Source organism: Micromonospora sp. CNZ285 (genome assembly GCF_004637285.1).
Genome location: NZ_SPQD01000001.1, coordinates 53,928 through 69,732, shown reverse-complemented (window position 1 = coordinate 69,732; position 15,805 = coordinate 53,928). Strand labels below are relative to the sequence as shown.

At 73.6% G+C, this 15,805-nt stretch carries 21 protein-coding genes; 10 read left to right on the top strand and 11 right to left on the bottom strand.

Annotated features, from left to right (window positions below):
• Nucleotides 1–7 precede the first annotated feature (7 nt).
• Together CLT75_RS00360 and CLT75_RS00355 are read left to right on the top strand one after the other, a co-directional pair.
• On the top strand, nt 8–673 hold the full coding sequence (locus CLT75_RS00360) for a potassium channel family protein (RefSeq protein ID WP_013284798.1): 666 nt from the start codon (nt 8–10) through the stop codon (nt 671–673).
• A gap of 3 nt (nt 674–676) precedes the next feature.
• Nucleotides 677–1,366 (top strand): potassium channel family protein, encoded by a 690-nt coding sequence (locus CLT75_RS00355; RefSeq protein WP_135238947.1) that lies wholly within the window; start codon nt 677–679, stop codon nt 1,364–1,366.
• 7 nt (nt 1,367–1,373) lie between these two features.
• Here CLT75_RS00355 and CLT75_RS00350 read toward each other — a convergent pair whose 3' ends face one another.
• The 4 genes from CLT75_RS00350 to dut all read right to left on the bottom strand — a co-directional run bounded on the left by CLT75_RS00350 (nt 1,374) and on the right by dut (nt 3,747).
• On the bottom strand, nt 1,374–2,054 hold the full coding sequence (locus tag CLT75_RS00350; RefSeq protein ID WP_135238946.1) for a DUF3159 domain-containing protein: 681 nt from the start codon (nt 2,052–2,054) through the stop codon (nt 1,374–1,376).
• Nucleotides 2,051–2,431 (bottom strand): OB-fold nucleic acid binding domain-containing protein, encoded by a 381-nt coding sequence (locus tag CLT75_RS00345; protein WP_013284795.1) that lies wholly within the window; start codon nt 2,429–2,431, stop codon nt 2,051–2,053. Before CLT75_RS00345 ends, CLT75_RS00350 begins: the two co-directional genes overlap by 4 nt.
• Nucleotides 2,432–2,603: 172 nt before the next feature.
• On the bottom strand, nt 2,604–3,224 hold the full coding sequence (locus tag CLT75_RS00340) for a DUF3710 domain-containing protein (RefSeq protein WP_135238945.1): 621 nt from the start codon (nt 3,222–3,224) through the stop codon (nt 2,604–2,606).
• Nucleotides 3,225–3,249: 25 nt separating this feature from the next.
• On the bottom strand, nt 3,250–3,747 hold the full coding sequence (gene dut, locus CLT75_RS00335; RefSeq protein WP_181726802.1) for a dUTP diphosphatase: 498 nt from the start codon (nt 3,745–3,747) through the stop codon (nt 3,250–3,252).
• A gap of 85 nt (nt 3,748–3,832) precedes the next feature.
• Between dut and CLT75_RS00330 the strand changes: the two genes are divergently transcribed.
• Nucleotides 3,833–4,324 carry a DUF3093 domain-containing protein gene (locus CLT75_RS00330; protein ID WP_135238944.1) on the top strand — a complete coding sequence of 164 codons (492 nt, stop codon included), beginning with the start codon at nt 3,833–3,835 and terminating at the stop codon, nt 4,322–4,324.
• A gap of 45 nt (nt 4,325–4,369) precedes the next feature.
• Here CLT75_RS00330 and CLT75_RS00325 read toward each other — a convergent pair whose 3' ends face one another.
• Both CLT75_RS00325 and CLT75_RS00320 read right to left on the bottom strand, forming a co-directional pair.
• On the bottom strand, nt 4,370–5,098 hold the full coding sequence (locus CLT75_RS00325) for a hypothetical protein (protein WP_209310416.1): 729 nt from the start codon (nt 5,096–5,098) through the stop codon (nt 4,370–4,372).
• 216 nt (nt 5,099–5,314) lie between these two features.
• Nucleotides 5,315–5,611 carry a DUF4193 domain-containing protein gene (locus CLT75_RS00320; protein ID WP_013284790.1) on the bottom strand — a complete coding sequence of 99 codons (297 nt, stop codon included), beginning with the start codon at nt 5,609–5,611 and terminating at the stop codon, nt 5,315–5,317.
• Between the two features lie 439 nt (nt 5,612–6,050).
• Between CLT75_RS00320 and CLT75_RS00315 the strand changes: the two genes are divergently transcribed.
• A complete protein-coding gene (locus tag CLT75_RS00315) occupies nt 6,051–6,566 on the top strand; it encodes a LytR C-terminal domain-containing protein (RefSeq protein ID WP_194803038.1) in 516 nt (171 codons plus the stop codon).
• Nucleotides 6,567–6,636: 70 nt separating this feature from the next.
• On the opposite strand, the gene CLT75_RS00310 is transcribed toward CLT75_RS00315, so the two are convergent.
• Nucleotides 6,637–7,458: an inositol monophosphatase family protein gene (locus CLT75_RS00310; protein ID WP_135238941.1), complete on the bottom strand. Its 822-nt coding sequence runs from the start codon at nt 7,456–7,458 to the stop codon at nt 6,637–6,639.
• Between the two features lie 286 nt (nt 7,459–7,744).
• Between CLT75_RS00310 and CLT75_RS00305 the strand changes: the two genes are divergently transcribed.
• Nucleotides 7,745–9,346 (top strand): RNA polymerase sigma factor, encoded by a 1,602-nt coding sequence (locus CLT75_RS00305; RefSeq protein ID WP_135238940.1) that lies wholly within the window; start codon nt 7,745–7,747, stop codon nt 9,344–9,346.
• 244 nt (nt 9,347–9,590) lie between these two features.
• Nucleotides 9,591–9,824, top strand: a complete 234-nt coding sequence (locus tag CLT75_RS00300; protein ID WP_013284786.1) for a DUF7455 domain-containing protein — start codon at nt 9,591–9,593, stop codon at nt 9,822–9,824.
• Between the two features lie 127 nt (nt 9,825–9,951).
• On the opposite strand, the gene CLT75_RS00295 is transcribed toward CLT75_RS00300, so the two are convergent.
• From CLT75_RS00295 to CLT75_RS00285, 3 genes are all read right to left on the bottom strand, one after another.
• Nucleotides 9,952–11,673 (bottom strand): DEAD/DEAH box helicase, encoded by a 1,722-nt coding sequence (locus CLT75_RS00295; RefSeq protein WP_135243862.1) that lies wholly within the window; start codon nt 11,671–11,673, stop codon nt 9,952–9,954.
• A gap of 191 nt (nt 11,674–11,864) precedes the next feature.
• Complete coding sequence (locus tag CLT75_RS00290; protein WP_135238939.1) at nt 11,865–12,515, bottom strand: TRIC cation channel family protein; 651 nt, start codon at nt 12,513–12,515, stop codon at nt 11,865–11,867.
• Between the two features lie 40 nt (nt 12,516–12,555).
• Nucleotides 12,556–12,774, bottom strand: a complete 219-nt coding sequence (locus CLT75_RS00285) for a DUF3039 domain-containing protein (RefSeq protein WP_088946800.1) — start codon at nt 12,772–12,774, stop codon at nt 12,556–12,558.
• An 88-nt stretch (nt 12,775–12,862) separates the two neighbouring features.
• Here CLT75_RS00285 and CLT75_RS00280 point away from each other — a divergent pair, with 88 nt between their 5' ends.
• Both CLT75_RS00280 and CLT75_RS00275 read left to right on the top strand, forming a co-directional pair.
• The gene (locus tag CLT75_RS00280) at nt 12,863–13,795 is read left to right on the top strand and encodes a pseudouridine-5'-phosphate glycosidase (protein WP_135238938.1); all 933 of its coding nucleotides are present in this window, start codon (nt 12,863–12,865) and stop codon (nt 13,793–13,795) included.
• Complete coding sequence (locus CLT75_RS00275) at nt 13,792–14,688, top strand: sugar kinase (protein WP_135238937.1); 897 nt, start codon at nt 13,792–13,794, stop codon at nt 14,686–14,688. The genes CLT75_RS00280 and CLT75_RS00275 overlap by 4 nt, the downstream gene beginning before the upstream one ends.
• Before the next feature lie 39 nt (nt 14,689–14,727).
• Here the strand turns inward: CLT75_RS00275 and CLT75_RS00270 are convergent, their stop codons facing one another.
• A complete protein-coding gene (locus CLT75_RS00270) occupies nt 14,728–15,084 on the bottom strand; it encodes a DUF3099 domain-containing protein (RefSeq protein WP_013284780.1) in 357 nt (118 codons plus the stop codon).
• A gap of 106 nt (nt 15,085–15,190) precedes the next feature.
• Between CLT75_RS00270 and CLT75_RS00265 the strand changes: the two genes are divergently transcribed.
• On the top strand, nt 15,191–15,502 hold the full coding sequence (locus tag CLT75_RS00265) for a hypothetical protein (RefSeq protein WP_091070514.1): 312 nt from the start codon (nt 15,191–15,193) through the stop codon (nt 15,500–15,502).
• Entirely contained in the window at nt 15,492–15,803 is a 312-nt protein-coding gene (locus tag CLT75_RS00260; protein ID WP_013284778.1) for a hypothetical protein, read from the top strand. The genes CLT75_RS00265 and CLT75_RS00260 overlap by 11 nt, the downstream gene beginning before the upstream one ends.
• Nucleotides 15,804–15,805 lie beyond the last annotated feature (2 nt).

The following is a 15,805-nucleotide window of genomic DNA, read 5'->3' as shown; positions in this document are numbered from 1 at the left end:
GGACACCGTGCATGTGGTGATCATGGGCTGCGGCCGGGTCGGGTCGACCCTGGCCCACAGCCTGGAGTCGCGTGGGCACTCGGTGGCGGTGATCGACCAGGACGCGGACGCGTTCCGCCGTCTCGGGCCGGACTTCGCCGGCATCACGGTCACCGGTGCGGGCTTCGACGGCGAGGTGCTGCGTCAGGCCGGCATCGAGCGGGCCGACGCGTTCGCGGCGGTGTCCAGCGGCGACAACTCCAACATCATCTCGGCCCGGCTGGCGCGGGAGACGTTCGGCGTGTCCCGGGTCGCGGCCCGCATCTACGACCAGCGCCGCGCCCAGGTCTACGAGCGGCTCGGCATCCCCACCGTGGCGACCGTCCGGTGGACCGCCGACCGGATGCTGCGCCACCTGGTCCCCGAGGGCAACGTGGAGATCTTCCGCGACCCGACGAGCACCGTCTCGATCATCGAGGTGCCGGTGCACAAGGACTGGATCGGCCGGCCGCTGCGGCAGCTGGAGCAGGCCGTCGGCGCCCGGGTGGCCTACCTGAACCGGTTCGGGATCGGCACCCTGCCCACCGCCTCCACGGTGATCCAGGAGGGCGACCAGGTCTACATGCTGGTGACCGACGACATCAACGGCCCGGTCACGTCGGTGGCGGCGGCGCCGCCGGAAGGGGGGCACTGAGCCATGCGGATCGCCATCGCCGGCGCCGGCAACGTGGGCCGCTCGATCGCCCAGGAGCTGATCGACAACGGCCACCAGGTGATGCTGATCGAGCGGCAGCCGAAGATGCTGCGGCCCGACCGGGTGCCGGCCGCCGACTGGGTGCTCGCCGACGCGTGCGAGCTGGCCAGCCTGGAGGAGGCCAACGTGGCCGGGTGTGACGTGGTCGTGGCCGCCACCGGCGACGACAAGGTCAACCTGGTGGTTTCGCTGCTCGCCAAGACCGAGTTCGCGGTGCCCCGCGTGGTGGCCCGGGTCAACCGGGCGGAGAACGAGTGGCTGTTCACCGAGCAGTGGGGCGTGGACGTCTCGGTGAGCAAGCCGCGGGTGATGGCGGCGCTGGTCGAGGAGGCGGTCACCGTCGGCGACCTGGTCCGGCTGATGACGTTCCGGCAGGGCGAGGCGAACCTGGTCGAGATCACGCTGCCGCCGACAGCGCCCTACGTGGGGCAGCCGATCCACGCGGTGCCGATCCCCCGGGACGCGGCGCTGGTGGCGATCGTGCGCGGCAAGCGGGTGCTGGTGCCCACCCCGGACGACCCGATCGAGGCCGGCGACGAGCTGGTGTTCGTCTGCACCGCGGCGGTGGAGGACGACGTACGCGCGGTGATCCTCGGCCCGGCCAGCGCGGACCGGCACCGCGACCGCGCCTGAGGCGGCGTCAGGAGCCGGGCAGCGGGGTGGGTGCGCTCTCCCGGGTGACCCGGCGCACCACCCACACCGTGATCAGCAGCAGCAGCGCGTACGGCGGGTAGCCCAGGGCGAGCCGGGCCACGCCCAGCGCGGTGTCCTGGTGGGCCAGGTAGAGCCCGGCCTGCACGCCGACCTTGGCCAGCCACACCACGCCCCACAGCACGGTGAGCTGGGTGAAGGTGCGGACCAGCTTGGGGTCGTGGCGCCACTCGGAGCGGCCCTTGGCGACCAGCACCGACCAGATCCAGCCGACCAGCGGCTGCCGGATCGCGGCCGACAGCAGCAGCGCCAGGCCGTACCCGATGCCGTAGAGGATGCCCGGCAGGTAGAAGTCGCGCTCGTCGCCGGTGCGCAGCGCCAGCAGCGCGCCGATGCCGACGCCGAACAGCCCGTTGACGGCGTGCCGCACCGGCTTGCGCTGGGCCAGTCGCAGCCCGGCGATCAGCAGCGCCACCGCCACCGAGGCGTACACGGCGGGGCGCAGCTCGCCGATCACGTTGGCGATCACGAAGACCACCACCGGGATGCTCGACTCGACCAGCCCGCGCCATCCGCCGAGCTGGTCGGCCATCTGCTCGGCGAGGCTGGGCAGCCGCTCCTCGTCCTGCGGACCGAGGCCCGACGGGGTGTGCTGCTGTCCGGTCGTCACTTCGGCGACTCCAGCTCGTAGTACGGGTTGTAGATCACCTTGCGGTCGTCACGCACCGCCACCCGGCCGCGCGCGGTCAGGTGCCGGCCCGGCTCGATCCCGGCGATGTGCCGGCGGCCCAGCCAGACCAGCGTCACCACGTCGTTGCCGTCGTAGAGGTCGGCCTCCAGCGTGGGCAGGTTCGTGCGGGGCGTGTAGACGACGGTACGCAGCCTTCCGGCCACCGACACCACCTGACCCCTGTTGCACTGGTGGGCGGGCGTGCCGCCGGACTCGGCGCTCTCCCGGCGCAGCTCCTGCGCCTCGATCTCGGCCTCGCTCGCGGTGAGCCGGTGCAGGAGCCGCCGCAGCGACCCCCGGCTCTCGTCGGTCGTCATGACCTCCGCGTCACCCTCTCCACAGCGGGGCCCCGCGGGCGGCGGAACCGTCCCGCCAGCGTACGCCGGTGTGGCCCGCCGGCGGGAGCGGCGTGTCGCGCGTACCGCCGCCCGCGAACCGGACACGCCGCGGGCCCGGCGCCGATCGGCGCCGGGCCCGGGGACGTGTGGCTCAGACCTCCTGCTGGTCGGCGGCCTGCTGCTCGGCGACCTCGCGGGGCAGCCGCAGCGGCAGCGGTTCGCGCACCGGCTTGGCCTCCTGGCCGCGGTCGACGACCAGGCCGTCCAGGCAGGCCGCGAGCGGGCCGGCGGCGGCCGGGTCGGTGGCGGCCGCGCCCTGGAAGACGCCGCGCACCATCCAGCGCGGGCCGTCGATGCCGACGAACCGCAGGTCGGTCGGCCCGTCCGGGGTACCCACGCGGGCGCGCAGCTCGGGCCCGTGCTCCCCCTCGACCTCCTGGGCGGCCGCGCCGTCGTTGACGAGCGACTGGCGGATCTCCTCGCGCACCTCGTCCCAGATGCCCTCGGACCGGGGCGCGGCGAAGACGCCGAGCTGGAGCGCGTTCTGCCCGTGCACGAGCACGACCTGCTGGATCACGCCCTGCGGGTCGGCCTGGACCCGCACCTCGACGTCCGGCACCGCCGGGATCTGCAGGCTGCCCAGGTCAAGGCGAGGCGCGTCCGGTGCCTCGCTGACGTCGTACGGGCCGCGGTCCGGCGCCGACGGGGTCTCCTCGGCGTCGAGGACCCCATTGTCACGCGCCTCGTCGGCCCGCTTCCGGGAGAAGATCACTGCGCCCACCCTCCGCTGTTCACACTCACCCTGCCACCTCTTCGCTCTGCCCGCCGGACGGCGCCGGGACCAGCCCGGCGTGCCCGCCGGTGGATCCGTGCCCGCCGGTGCCACGCCGGGACCCGGGCAGCTCAGCCACCGGCCGGAACTCGGCCCGGGCGACCCGCTGGACCACGAGCTGCGCGATGCGGTCACCCCGGCTGATCCTGGCCGGTGTGTCCCGGTCGTGGTTGATCAGGTTGACCAGGATCTCACCCCGGTAGCCGGCGTCGACCGTACCGGGCGCGTTGAGCACCGTCACGCCGAGTCTGGCCGCGAGTCCGGATCGGGGGTGCACCAGCCCGACGTAGCCGTCCGGCAGCGCCACCGCCACGCCGGTGGGGACCAGGGCCCGGCCGCCGGGGGGCAGCTCGACGTCCGCGGCGGCCACCAGGTCCGCACCGGCGTCGCCGGGATGGGCGTACGCCGGCAGTGGCAGCTCCGGGTCGAGCAGCCGCACGGGCACGGGTACGACGTCTGTCACGGTCATCCTCTTCCGTCCGGTCCTGCGGGGTGCCCCTGCCATCCTGCCGGTTGCCGGGCCGCCCGCGCGCCGTACCCTCGTCTGTGTGCGTCAGTCGTCATCTCCGGCCGCCCCGACGGCCACCGCCGCGCCGTACGCGGAGCGCCTCGGGCTGCCCTGGTGGGCCTGGCCGGCCGGGCTGGCCGCGGCCGTCCTGCTCGCGGTCGAGCTGTGGATGGGCGCGACCGGGGTACGCGCCTGGCTGCCGTTCGTCCTGCTGATCCCCGCCACTGTGGCCGGCCTGTGGTGGCTGGGCCGGATCCGGGTCGAGGTGCGTGACGGCGAGCTGCGGGTGGACGACGCCCACCTGCCGGTGCGGTACGTCGCGGACGTGGTGCCGCTGGACGCGGCCGGCCGGCGCGAGGTGCTCGGCGTCGGCTCCGACCCGCTGGCCTTCGTGGTGCAGCGGCCGTGGGTCGGCGGCGCGGTGCAGGTGGTGCTGGACGACCCGGCCGACCCGACCCCGTTCTGGGTGGTCAGCACCCGGCATCCGGTCCAGTTGGCGACCGCCCTGCTGGCCGCCCGCGACGCGGCCTGACGGGTCGCCCGCGGCCCGGCCCGGCGCGTCCCGGCGCGGGACCGGTCAGGACGGCTTGTCCGGCAGGGCCCGCGCGGTACGCCGCAGGTCCTTGCGCAGCTGCTCGCCGAGCGCGCGGGTGGCCCGGCGGTTGAGGTAGCCGGCCACGGCGGCGCCGGTCAGGAACGGCCCGAGCGTGGTGAGGTTGCGCCCGAAGCGGCGCATCAGGCTGTCCCGTAGTTCGCGGCGGGCGGCGGTGCCGAGCACCGCGCTCACCCCGACACCAGGCATCATCGGGTTGATCCCCCGCTGGGTGGCCCAGGACTGCACGAGCGCCACGGCACGGCCGGTGCCGCCGGCCGGCAGCGCCACCCGGTGGACCTCGTGCAGCTCGCCGATCAGCTTCAGCTCGATCGCCACCACGGCCACCGTCTCGGCGGCCAGCAGCAGGGGTGCGGAGAGCAGGGTGGGCGTGACCGCCCACTCGACCGCGGCGACCCCGCCGCCCGCGGCGCCGACCCCGGCGGTGGCGCGGGACGCGTTCCGGACCAGCCGGTCGGCGAGCGCCTCGTCGTCCAGGCCGGGGAAGTGCCGCCGCAGCGTGGCGAGGTCACGGATCGGCACGTGCGGTGCGACCTCGGCGACCGTGTCGGTCATCCAGCGCACCGCGGCACGGGGCTTGAACAGGTCGGTGATCCCCCGGGCGCGGGCCTGCCCGACCAGCCGGGTGAGCAGTTGCCTCCGGCGGGCGGGCGCGATGTCGTCGGCGGTCAGGGCGGCGACGGTGGCGCCCAGCTCCTCGGTGTCCGGGCTGTCCGGGCCGGGTACCTCCGGGCCGGGCGTGTCCGGGCCGGCTTGTTCGCTGCGCTCGCTCACCCGTCCGCCCTCCTGCTCCGCGCGGCGTGGCAGCCGCCCGTACGAGTCAAGCAGCTCCCGGCCACGCGCGCACGGCGGCGGCTCGAACAGCGGCGGCCCCGTCGAGGAGGCCGCCGCTGGTGTCCCCGGTCGGGATCAGACGCACTCGCGGCAGATCAGGTCGCCGTTGCGCTCGACCGCCAGCTGGCTGCGGTGGTGGACCAGGAAGCAGCGGGCGCACCGGAACTCGTCCTGCTGCATCGGGAGGACCTTGACCGTGAGCTCCTCGTCGGCCAGATCGGCGCCGGGCAGCTCGAAGCTCTCGGCCACCTCGGCCTCGTCGACGTCCACGGCGCCCGACTGTGAGTCGACCCGCCGGGCCTTGAGCTCTTCCAGGCTGTCCTCGCCGAGGTCGACCTCGTCGCGACGCGGGGCGTCGTAGTCGGTGGCCATCGGTTTCACTCTCCAATATCGATATTGTCGCTGCCGGTTGTAACGCCGGACGACGCCGTTTCGGTTCCCCTGACCGGCCACCATCTCTGTCGGGCACCCGACCCGACGAGCGGTGGGCCGGGCTCGCCGGTGCGAAATGCCCCCGGTGAGCGCGGAACCTTACCCCCCCTGTGGGCGAGGCATGTATACCGCCCTCGCGGGAGAGATGTACGCCTCTGCGCCCGAAGTTGTTCCCAATGTGACTCAGGCGACACGAAGATAGGGGTAGTCCTACCGGTTCACCGCGTGGCGCGCCGGTATGTCGGACTGTTTCCACGCCTGAGCCGGACAAGCGTTAACCTCAGCGGCGTACTGGACGGCCGACCGGTCGCGGCCCGACCGCGTCGCCCGCCACCACCCAATCACTGTCCGGGGAGCGCCCAGGATGAGTTTTGCGCGAGTGCGAGCACTCGTTGTCGTCGGACTGCTGGCGGCTGTCGCCCTGGTCGTCGTGGTCGTCGCCGTGCTGAAGGACAGTCAGGGCACAGCCGGTACGGCGGCCGCCTGCCCGGACGGCTGGCCGCTCGTCGACCTGCGGCTGCGGGAGCAGAAGGACGTCAAGATCAACGTCTACAACGCCACCGACGAGGCCGGCCGGGCGGGCAGCGTCGCGGACGACTTCCGCAACCGCAAGTTCCAGGTCAAGAAGGTCGGCAACGAGAAGAAGGCGTTCGACGGCGTGGCCCAGTTGCGGTTCGGGCCCAAGGCCGTCGGCTCGGCGCACCTGCTGCGCGCGTACTTCCTGAACGAGGCCAACCAGGACTTCGACGCGAACCGCAAGGACGACGTGGTCGACGTGGTCCTGGGCAACCAGTTCCAGCAGCTCGCCACCACCACCGAGGTCAACCAGTCGCTCGGCGACCTGGGCGCGCCGCAGGCGCCGCCCGAGACCTGCCCGATGCCGATCGAGAAGTAGCCGACGGCGGCCCGGCGACGCGGGGCGGTCTCCCTCCGGGGAGGCCGCCCCGTCGCGTGTCCGGCGCCGGTCACGGCCCGCCGGAGGCGTCCAGGTCGGCCAGCCGGTCGTGCAGCGGCCCGTGCAGCGCCGGCGGCGCCGCGAGCACCATGTCCGGTCCGGCCGGGCGGCCGGACAGGCCGGTCACCAGCAGCCCGGCCTCCCGGGCGACCAGCCCGCCGGCGGCCAGGTCCCAGTCGGCCAGCCCCTTCTCGTAGTACGCGTCCACCCGCCCCTCGGCGGCCAGGCAGAGATCGAGCGCGGCGGCGCCCATCCGGCGGATGTCCCGGATGTGCGGGATCAGCTCGGTCACCACCCGCGCCTGGTGCGCCCGGCGGCCGGCGTCGTAGCCGAACCCGGTGGCGACGAGCGCCTGCCCGAGATCGGTCGCGGTGGAGCCCCGCAGCCGCTGACCGTCGCGCCACGCGCCGCCGCCGAGCGTCGCGGTCCACTCCTCGCCGGTGACGACGTTGCGGACCACCCCGGCGACCACCTCACCGGCCACCTCGGCGGCCAGCGAGACGGCGCAGTAGGGCAGCCCGTACAGGTAGTTCACGGTTCCGTCGATCGGGTCGAGGATCCAGCGCACGCCGTCGTCGCCGGCCGGGCCGGTCTCCCCCGCGCCGTACTCCTCGCCCAGCACCGCGTCGCCGGGCCGCCGCTGCCGCAGCGCGGCGACCACCTGCCGCTCCACCGCCCGGTCGGCGGCGGTGACCACGTCGGTCACCGTGCTCTTGGTCGCGGCCACCGAGACACCCTCGACCCGCATCCGGTACGCGGTGGCGGCGGCCTCCCGGGCCACGTCGACAGCGATCGTGAGCAACTCCCGCGCCGTGGGCGTCGAGGTGATCATGTTTCTCCCCTTCCCGCACGATCGGGACCGGCCGTCTCGCGCGCGGGTATCATCCTTACAAAGTCCACATCTGCGCCGAATCTGCGGTCCCGGACCGCAGGTCCGCCGTGCGGCGCGGGATGATCGCGGCAGACGGCGTTACAATTCACCCTGCCCACGCGCCACGGACCGCCAGCGACCGGACGGGCCGGGACACGGGGGTCCTCAACGACTCGCCCGGCGCGGCCGTCCCATGCTGCGCCGGACGACCCGGCCGTGCTCGCTCTTTCGCCTCCGGAAGGTCTTCGTGACAGATCCCCGCCAGACCGGCGCCGACGTTCGCTCGCTCACCGACACCCTGATCGCCCACGCGCAGAGCGCCGGCGGCCAGCTCACGTCGGCCCAGCTCGCGCGCACCGTCGAGTCCGCTGAGGTGACCCCGGCCCAGGCCAAGAAGATCCTCCGCGCGCTCTCCGAGGCGGGTGTGACGGTGGTGGTGGACGGCTCGGCGAGCACCCGCCGCCGCGTCGCCGCCGCCCGGTCCGCCACCCCGGCCTCCCGCGCGACCACCGCCAAGACCACCAAGAAGGCCGCCGCGCCCGCCCCGAAGCAGGCGCCGGCCGCCGAGGCGTCGCCCGCCCCGGCCCCCCGGAAGGCGACCGCGCGCAAGGCCACCACCGCCGACGTGGCGAAGGCCGCGGCCCCGGCGAAGGCCACCAAGGCGACCCGCGCCACCAAGGCCACGGTGGCGGCGAAGACCGCCGCGGCCAAGCCGGCCAAGGCCGGCGGCAAGGCCGAGGGCCCCGACGGTGAGATCGACCCGGAGGAGCTGGCCGCCGAGATCGAGGACGTGGTGGTCGAGGAGCCGGCCGAGCTGACCCAGGCCGCCGAGGCCGACGCGGCCAGCTCCGCCACCGACAACGACTTCGAGTGGGACGACGAGGAGTCCGAGGCGCTCAAGCAGGCGCGCCGGGACGCCGAGCTGACCGCCTCCGCCGACTCCGTGCGGGCGTACCTGAAGCAGATCGGCAAGGTGCCGCTGCTCAACGCCGAGCAGGAGGTCGAGCTGGCCAAGCGGATCGAGGCCGGCCTCTACGCCGCCGAGCGGCTGCGCGCCGCCGACGAGGGCGAGGAGAAGCTGGTCCGCGACCTCCAGCGCGACCTGATGTGGATCTCCCGGGACGGCGAGCGCGCCAAGAACCACCTGCTGGAGGCCAACCTCCGCCTGGTGGTCTCGCTGGCCAAGCGCTACACCGGTCGCGGCATGGCCTTCCTCGACCTCATCCAGGAAGGCAACCTCGGCCTCATCCGCGCCGTCGAGAAGTTCGACTACACCAAGGGCTACAAGTTCTCCACCTACGCCACCTGGTGGATCCGCCAGGCCATCACCCGCGCCATGGCCGACCAGGCCCGCACCATCCGCATCCCGGTGCACATGGTCGAGGTGATCAACAAGCTCGGCCGCATCCAGCGCGAGCTGCTCCAGGACCTGGGCCGCGAGCCCACCCCGGAGGAGCTGGCCAAGGAGATGGACATCACACCGGAGAAGGTGCTGGAGATCCAGCAGTACGCCCGGGAGCCCATCTCGCTCGACCAGACCATCGGCGACGAGGGCGACAGCCAGCTCGGCGACTTCATCGAGGACTCCGAGGCGGTCGTCGCCGTCGACGCGGTGTCGTTCTCGCTGCTGCAGGACCAGCTCCAGCAGGTCCTGCAGACGCTGTCCGAGCGTGAGGCGGGCGTGGTGCGCCTGCGTTTCGGCCTCACCGACGGCCAGCCGCGCACTCTGGACGAGATCGGCCAGGTGTACGGCGTGACCCGGGAACGCATCCGGCAGATCGAATCCAAGACCATGTCCAAGTTGCGGCACCCCTCGCGTTCCCAGGTGCTCCGCGACTACCTGGACTGACCGCGCACGTCAACAAACCGTGCCGGTTTGATCACCAGCCGTAGAACACTCTTTGGTGATCGTTCGGTTGCCTGTTTGTGATCGTTGACGTGGCACCCTTGGTGCACGGCACACTGTCCTCCACGCCAGGTGTGACCTCGGTCCCCCGCGGGCACACAGGGAAGGCAGGGCCCGAGATGGGTGTTGCACGATAGGTGAGCAACCGAAGAGAGTGTTCATCGGTGACGACCAGAGGAGGAAGGCGATGACCCCGACCCTCACGCCGCCGCCCGAGACGGTGAGCCCCCCGGCCGCCGATGAACGGTGCGACCGCTGCAATGCTGCCGGCAAGCTCCGCATCACTCTGGCGGGTGGGAGCGAGCTGGTGTTCTGTGGGCACCACGCGAACAAGTACGCGGAGGATCTCGTCAAGATCACCGTGCGCTACGCGTCGGACCCGGAGTTCAGCTGGCGAGGCGCCGATCTGATGGCGAACTGAGGTCCGACAAGAAGTCCACAACCCGACATGACCGGCCGGAGGCACCCGCAAGGGGAGCCTCCGGCCGGTTTTTCGTGTCCAGTCGGTTGTGCACGCCCGGTCGGCCGGTGCGTGCCCAACCGGCCCGTCAGAGGGTCTGCACGGTGGCGATGCGCTCCTCGAGCTGCTCGATAGTGGCCTGCGCGCTGGGCGGGCCGCCGCAGATCCGGCGCAGCTCGGCGTGGATCTTGCCGTGTGGCTGGCCGGTGTGGTGGTGCCGGGCGGCCACCAGGGCGTTCAGTTGCCGCCGTAGCGCCACCCGGCGCTGGGCGGCACTCATCGGTGGGGGCGCCGCCGCCGGGGCCGCAGCGGCCGGCTCAGCGGTCCGCTGGGCGGCCCGGCGCTTCTGCGCGGCGAGCTGCTCGGCCTGCCGCTTGGTCAGCAGCAGCGAGACCTGGTCGGCGGTGAGCAGACCGGGCAGACCGAGGTATTCCTCCTCCTCGGGCGTGCCGGCCTGGGCGGCGGTGCCGAACGAGGCGCCGTCGAAGATCACCTGGTCCAGCTCGGCGGTCGCGGAGAGCGCCGCGAAACGCTTCTCCAGTTCCCCGCTGGCGCCGTCGTCGCGCTGGGCGCGCTCCAGCAGGTCGTCGTCGAAGCCCTCGCGGTCCTTCGGCTTGCCGAGCACGTGGTCCCGCTCGGCCTCCATCTCGCTGGCGAGCCCGAGCAGGTGCGGCACACTCGGCAGGAACACCGACGCGGTCTCGCCGGAGCGGCGGGCCCGGACGAACCGGCCGATCGCCTGCGCGAAGTACAGCGGGGTGCTGGCACTCGTCGCGTACACGCCGACGGCCAGGCGGGGGATGTCGACGCCCTCGGACACCATCCGCACCGCGACCAGCCACCGTTGCTGAGAGGCGGCGAACGTCGCGATCCGCGCGGACGCGCCCTGGTCGTCGGAGAGCACCACGGCGGCCTTCTCACCGGTCACCTGCTCCAGCAGCTTCGCGTACGAGCGAGCCACCTGCTGGTCGCTGGCGATGACCAGGCCGCCCGCGTCAGGCATGCCGTTGGCGCGCAGCACGGTCAGCCGGGCGTCGGCGGCGCGCAGCACCTGCGGCATCCAGTCGCCGGCCGGGTCCAGCGCGGTACGCCACGCCTGGGCGATCAGGTCCTGCGTCATCGGCTCGCCGAGGCGGGCGGCCAGCTCCTCGCCAGCGTTCGTGCGCCACCGGGTCTCCCCCGAGTACGCCAGGAACAGCACCGGCCGGACCACGCCCTCGCGCAGCGCGTCGGAGTAGCCGTAGACCGAGTCGGCGCGGGAGCGCAGCAGCCCGTCGCCGCCGCGCTCGTAGCTGACGAACGGGATCGGGTTGTCGTCGGAGCGGAACGGCGTACCGGTGAGCATCAGCCGGCGTACCGCGGGCTCGAACGCCGCCTTCACGCCGTCGCCCCAGGTACGCGAGTCGCCGGCGTGGTGGATCTCGTCGAGGATGACGAGCGTGCGCCGGGTCATGGTGCGCCGCCGGTGCACCTGCGGCGCCATGCCCACCTGGGCGTAGGTGACCACGGCGCCGTGGAAGTCGGCGGCGGAGTGCAGGTCGGCGTTGCGGAACGCGGCGTCGAGCTGGATGCCGACCCGTGCGGCGGCCTGCGCCCACTGGGTCTTCAGGTGCTCGGTCGGCGCGACCACGGTGACCGCCTCGACGGTGCCGTCGGCGAGCAGCTCGGCGGCGATGCGCAACGCGAACGTGGTCTTACCGGCGCCGGGCGTGGCGACCGCTGTGAAGTCCTCGCTCCGGCGGCGCAGGTATTCCACGAGCGCCTTGCGTTGCCAGGCGCGCAGGGGCGGGAACGTGTCGAGCGCCGGCATCCGCGGTGGCACGCGTAGCTCCTCTCCGCCGCGGACGGCGGCGGGCCCGACCGGGGCCACGGGAGCCGCCGCCCATGAAAACGCCCTCGCGCATCCGGTGCCGCGAAGGCCGGTTCAGCATAACCAGCGCGGGCCGTACGCCCCACTCGACGCCACGCCTGTCACATCCGCCCGCCCCGGCGCAGGGCGAGTCAGGGCAGTGGTCCCCGGGTGCCGGTGCGCGGCGGCCGCATCGTCGCCACCGGGGCGGACCAGCGGCGGCGCAGCGCGATCAGGCGCAGCCCGAACACCAGCAGCGCGGCGCCGGTGAGCGGCACGGCGGTGGCCTGTCCGCACGCCGACAGCAACGCCACCGCGACCGAGCCGGCGAGCGCCGCGAGCGCGTAGATCTCCCGGCGCAGCACCACCGGGATCTCGCCGGTGAGCAGGTCCCGGCCGAGACCGCCGCCGATGGCGGTGAGCATGCCGATCATGCAGGCGCCGACCGCCGGCACGGCGGCGTCGAGGGCCTTGAGCGTGCCGGTGACGGTGAACAGGCCGAGGCCGGCGGCGTCCAGCACCAGCACCGTGGTGCGCAGCCGGGCGAGCTGGGGGTGCAGCCAGAACACGGCCGCGGCGACGGCCGCGGCGGTGGCGGCGTAGCGCCAGTCGGCGAACGCCAGCGGGGGCACCTCGTCGATGACCAGGTCGCGGAAGATGCCGCCGCCGAGCGCGGCGACCACGCCGACGAAGACGACGCCGAACAGGTCGAGCCGTTTCGCCACCGCCGCGGAGGCGCCGGAGGCGGCGAAGACCGCCACGCCGGTGAGGTCGGCGAGGAGCAGGGCGGTGGAGGTGGTCACCGCCGCAGGTTACGTGCGGGGGCCGCGACGCCGCCCGGCATCACTCGCGGTACGAGTCGTAGATCTCCTTGCACTTCGGGCAGACCGGGGAGCCCGGCTTGGCCGCCTTGGTGACCGGGAACGTCTCGCCGCAGAGTGCGACCACGTAGGTGCCCATGACGGCACTCTCGGCGATCTTCTCCTTGCGGACGTAGTGGAACATCTCCGGACCAGTGTCCGCGTCCTTCAGCTCGGGACGCTCGAGAACCTCTGTGCTCACGACTACACCTCCGGCGTTCCAGTTTTGCAGGTCGGTCCGCCCCGGTCCACCTGGGCCCCGGCCGGAAGCGGCCCGTACGGTAACCGACGTGACCAACTTTCACATCAGTCTCGGTAGTGAGGTGGCCGACGCCCTGCGGGACGGCCGCCCGGTCGTGGCGTTGGAGAGCACGATCGTCTCGCACGGGCTGCCCCGCCCGGACAACCTGCGGGTGGCGCGCGAGATCGAGCAGGCGGTACGGGACGCGGGGGCGGTGCCGGCCACCGTCGGCATGGTCGCCGGGGAGCTGCGGGTGGGGCTGGACGACGCCCAGCTCACCCGGCTCGCCACCGTCGACGGCGTGAGCAAGCTCTCGGTCCGCGACCTGGCCCCGGCGGCGGCGACAGGAGCGGACGGTGCCACCACCGTGGCGGCCACGAGCGCTGTCGCGGCGGCGGCCGGGATCGGCGTGTTCGCCACCGGTGGGCTCGGCGGCGTGCACCGGGAGGCGGCGCAGACGTTCGACGAGTCGGCCGACCTGGTCACGCTGGCCCGGACGCCGATCGCCGTGGTCTGCGCCGGGGTGAAGTCGATCCTCGACGTGGGCGCCACGCTGGAGCGGCTGGAGACGCTCGGGGTGGGTGTGGTCGGCTACCGCACCCGCCGCTTCCCCGGCTTCTACCTGACCGATGCGGGCTTCGACCTGGACTGGTCGGTCGAGTCGCCGGAGCAGGTGGCGGACGTGCTGGCCGCCCGCGCGACGCACGGCGTGCACCACGGCGGCCTGGTGGTGGCCAACCCGCTGCCCGCCGATGAGCAGCTCGACCCGGCGCTGCACGACCGCACGCTCGCCGAAGGACTGGCCGCGCTGGCCCGCGAGGGGATCACCGGCAAGGCGGTCACCCCGTTCCTGCTGTCGCACTTCCACGCCGCCACCGAGGGTGCCAGCCTGGCGGTGAACGTCCGGATCATCCTGCGCAACGCCGACCTCGCGGCCCGGATCGCGGTCGCCGCGGCGGCCCGCCCCACCGGTACGGCATGAACGCCAGGCCGCGCATCGTCGTCGTCGGCGACGTGATCACCGACGTGCTCGCGGTGCTGTCCGGGCCGCTCGCGACCGGCTCGGACACCGCGGCCGGGATCCGGTTCAGCGGCGGCGGGCAGGCGGCGAACACCGCGGCCTGGCTCGCCGGGCAGGGCGCTGCGGTGACGCTGGTCGCGGCCGTCGGCGACGACGAGACCGGCCGGGAGCGGGTGGCCGAGCTGACCCGCATCGGTGTGGACTGCGCGGTGGAGCGGCACGAGGGCTACCCGACCGGCACCGTCATCGTGCTCGCCCACGACGGGGAGCGCACGATGATCAGCCAGCGGGGCGCGAACCTGCGGCTGACCGCCGCGCACGTGGACGCGGCACTGGCCGCCGCGCCCGACGCCGGGCATCTGCACCTGTCCGCGTACACCCTCTTGGACGTCGGGTCGCGCGGCGCCGGCCTGCGCGCGCTGGCCACCGCCCGCGAGCGTGGGCTGACCGTCAGCGTCGACGCGGCGTCCGCGGCGCCGCTGCGGCGCGTCGGCGGGGCGTTCCTGACCTGGGTACGCGACGTCGACCTGCTGCTCGTCAACACGGACGAGGCGACGGTGCTGGCCGGCGGGCTGGACCCGGCGGCGCAGGCGCGGGCGCTGACAGCTGTGGCGCACCGGGTCGTGGTCAAGCGCGGCGCGGCGGGCGCGGTGTGGGTGGAGCGCGGCGGGGTGGTGGAGTTCGCGCCAGCGCCAGGGGTGGACGTGGTGGACGTGACCGGCGCCGGGGACGCGTTCGCGGCCGGGCTGCTCACCGCGTGGCTGGCCGGGGCCGACCCGCGTGCCGCGCTGGCGCGGGCCGGTGACCTGGGCGCGCTCGCCGTGACGACGGTGGGCGCCCGCCCGGCGCCCTGACGGCGGTGGCCGGTCCGGGCGGTGCTCCGCCCGGGCCGGTCAGGGCTCGGCGTCGATGATCTTGTGCGGGTTCTCCTCGGCGGTGAGGGCGGTGGGCGCGGGCTCCTCGCGGCGCCGGTTCTGGAACCGGTTCGCCAGCCGGTGCTCCTCCTTGGGCGGCCGGTCGTTGGCGAGCAGCACGGCGAGCCAGGGCACGAGCACCATGCCGAGCGCGCACAGCGGCAGCCAGAGCCAGAGCAGCGGGGCCTTCGCGCCGACCAGGATCGCGCCCGCCACCAGACACGCAACCCGGATGGCCATCATCAGCACGTAACGCTTCTGCCGGCTGTTGAGCTGGTCGTCCTGGCTGCGCGGGGCGTCGGTGATCAGTATCGGCTGGTACGCCTGACGCTTCACCACGGACCTCCTACGAGGGGATAGGGCCCATCCTGTCACTCCGGACGGATGATCGGCGAAATTCGTGACAGCCCGGTGCGTGTTACGTGCGTGGTACGCTTCGCCCGTGGCCAACCGGTTCAGCTTCACCGACGAGGCGCTGGCGAACCTGCGGGTCTACGACGTCACACCCGGGGAAGTCTGGGAGGCCCTGCACAGCAACCGCCGGGTCATCCGGCACCTCGGCGACGACGTGATGGTGGTCTACGCCACCGACCACCGGGGCCGGCGGCTCGCCGTGCTGCTGGCCGAGGCCGACGGCACCGACAACGACTGGGACATCCTCTCCGCCCGCGAGCTGAGCGACGTCGAGGCCAAGCGCTACGACGAGGCGGTGCGGAGATCACGCCGACGAGGAGGCGGTCACGATGCACCGTGACGAGGCGACCAAGCGGTTCCACGCCGGAGGCGACGCGTTCGCCGACCTGATCGACGACACGTCACCGGCGCAGCTCCCCACCCCCGACACCGACGTACCGATGGTCAGCCGGTCGGTCCGGCTCCCGCTGGAGACGTACGAGCGGGTCCGCGCCGCCGCCGACGCGCGCGGCATCGGCGTGACCACGCTGATGCGGCAGTGGATCGAGGCCGGCCTGGCCGACCTGGACGACTCGGCCACCGTCTCGCTGGCCGACGTCCGCCGCGCGCTGGCGTCGCTGTCCCGCCCGACCGCCGCCTGACG

What these genes read in the sequence shown, in the direction of transcription:
- CLT75_RS00320 (WP_013284790.1), bottom strand. Translation starts at nt 5,611, where the DNA reads ATGGCCACCGACTACGACGCCCCGCGTCGCGACGAGGTCGACCTCGGC.
- CLT75_RS00345 (WP_013284795.1), bottom strand. Translation starts at nt 2,431, where the DNA reads ATGACGACCGACGAGAGCCGGGGGTCGCTGCGGCGGCTCCTGCACCGG.
- CLT75_RS00310 (WP_135238941.1), bottom strand. Translation starts at nt 7,458, where the DNA reads ATGATCACCTCGACGCCCACGGCGCGGGAGTTGCTCACGATCGCTGTC.
- CLT75_RS00355 (WP_135238947.1), top strand. Translation starts at nt 677, where the DNA reads ATGCGGATCGCCATCGCCGGCGCCGGCAACGTGGGCCGCTCGATCGCC.
- CLT75_RS00300 (WP_013284786.1), top strand. Translation starts at nt 9,591, where the DNA reads ATGACCCCGACCCTCACGCCGCCGCCCGAGACGGTGAGCCCCCCGGCC.
- CLT75_RS00295 (WP_135243862.1), bottom strand. Translation starts at nt 11,673, where the DNA reads ATGCCGGCGCTCGACACGTTCCCGCCCCTGCGCGCCTGGCAACGCAAG.
- CLT75_RS00260 (WP_013284778.1), top strand. Translation starts at nt 15,492, where the DNA reads ATGCACCGTGACGAGGCGACCAAGCGGTTCCACGCCGGAGGCGACGCG.
- CLT75_RS00275 (WP_135238937.1), top strand. Translation starts at nt 13,792, where the DNA reads ATGAACGCCAGGCCGCGCATCGTCGTCGTCGGCGACGTGATCACCGAC.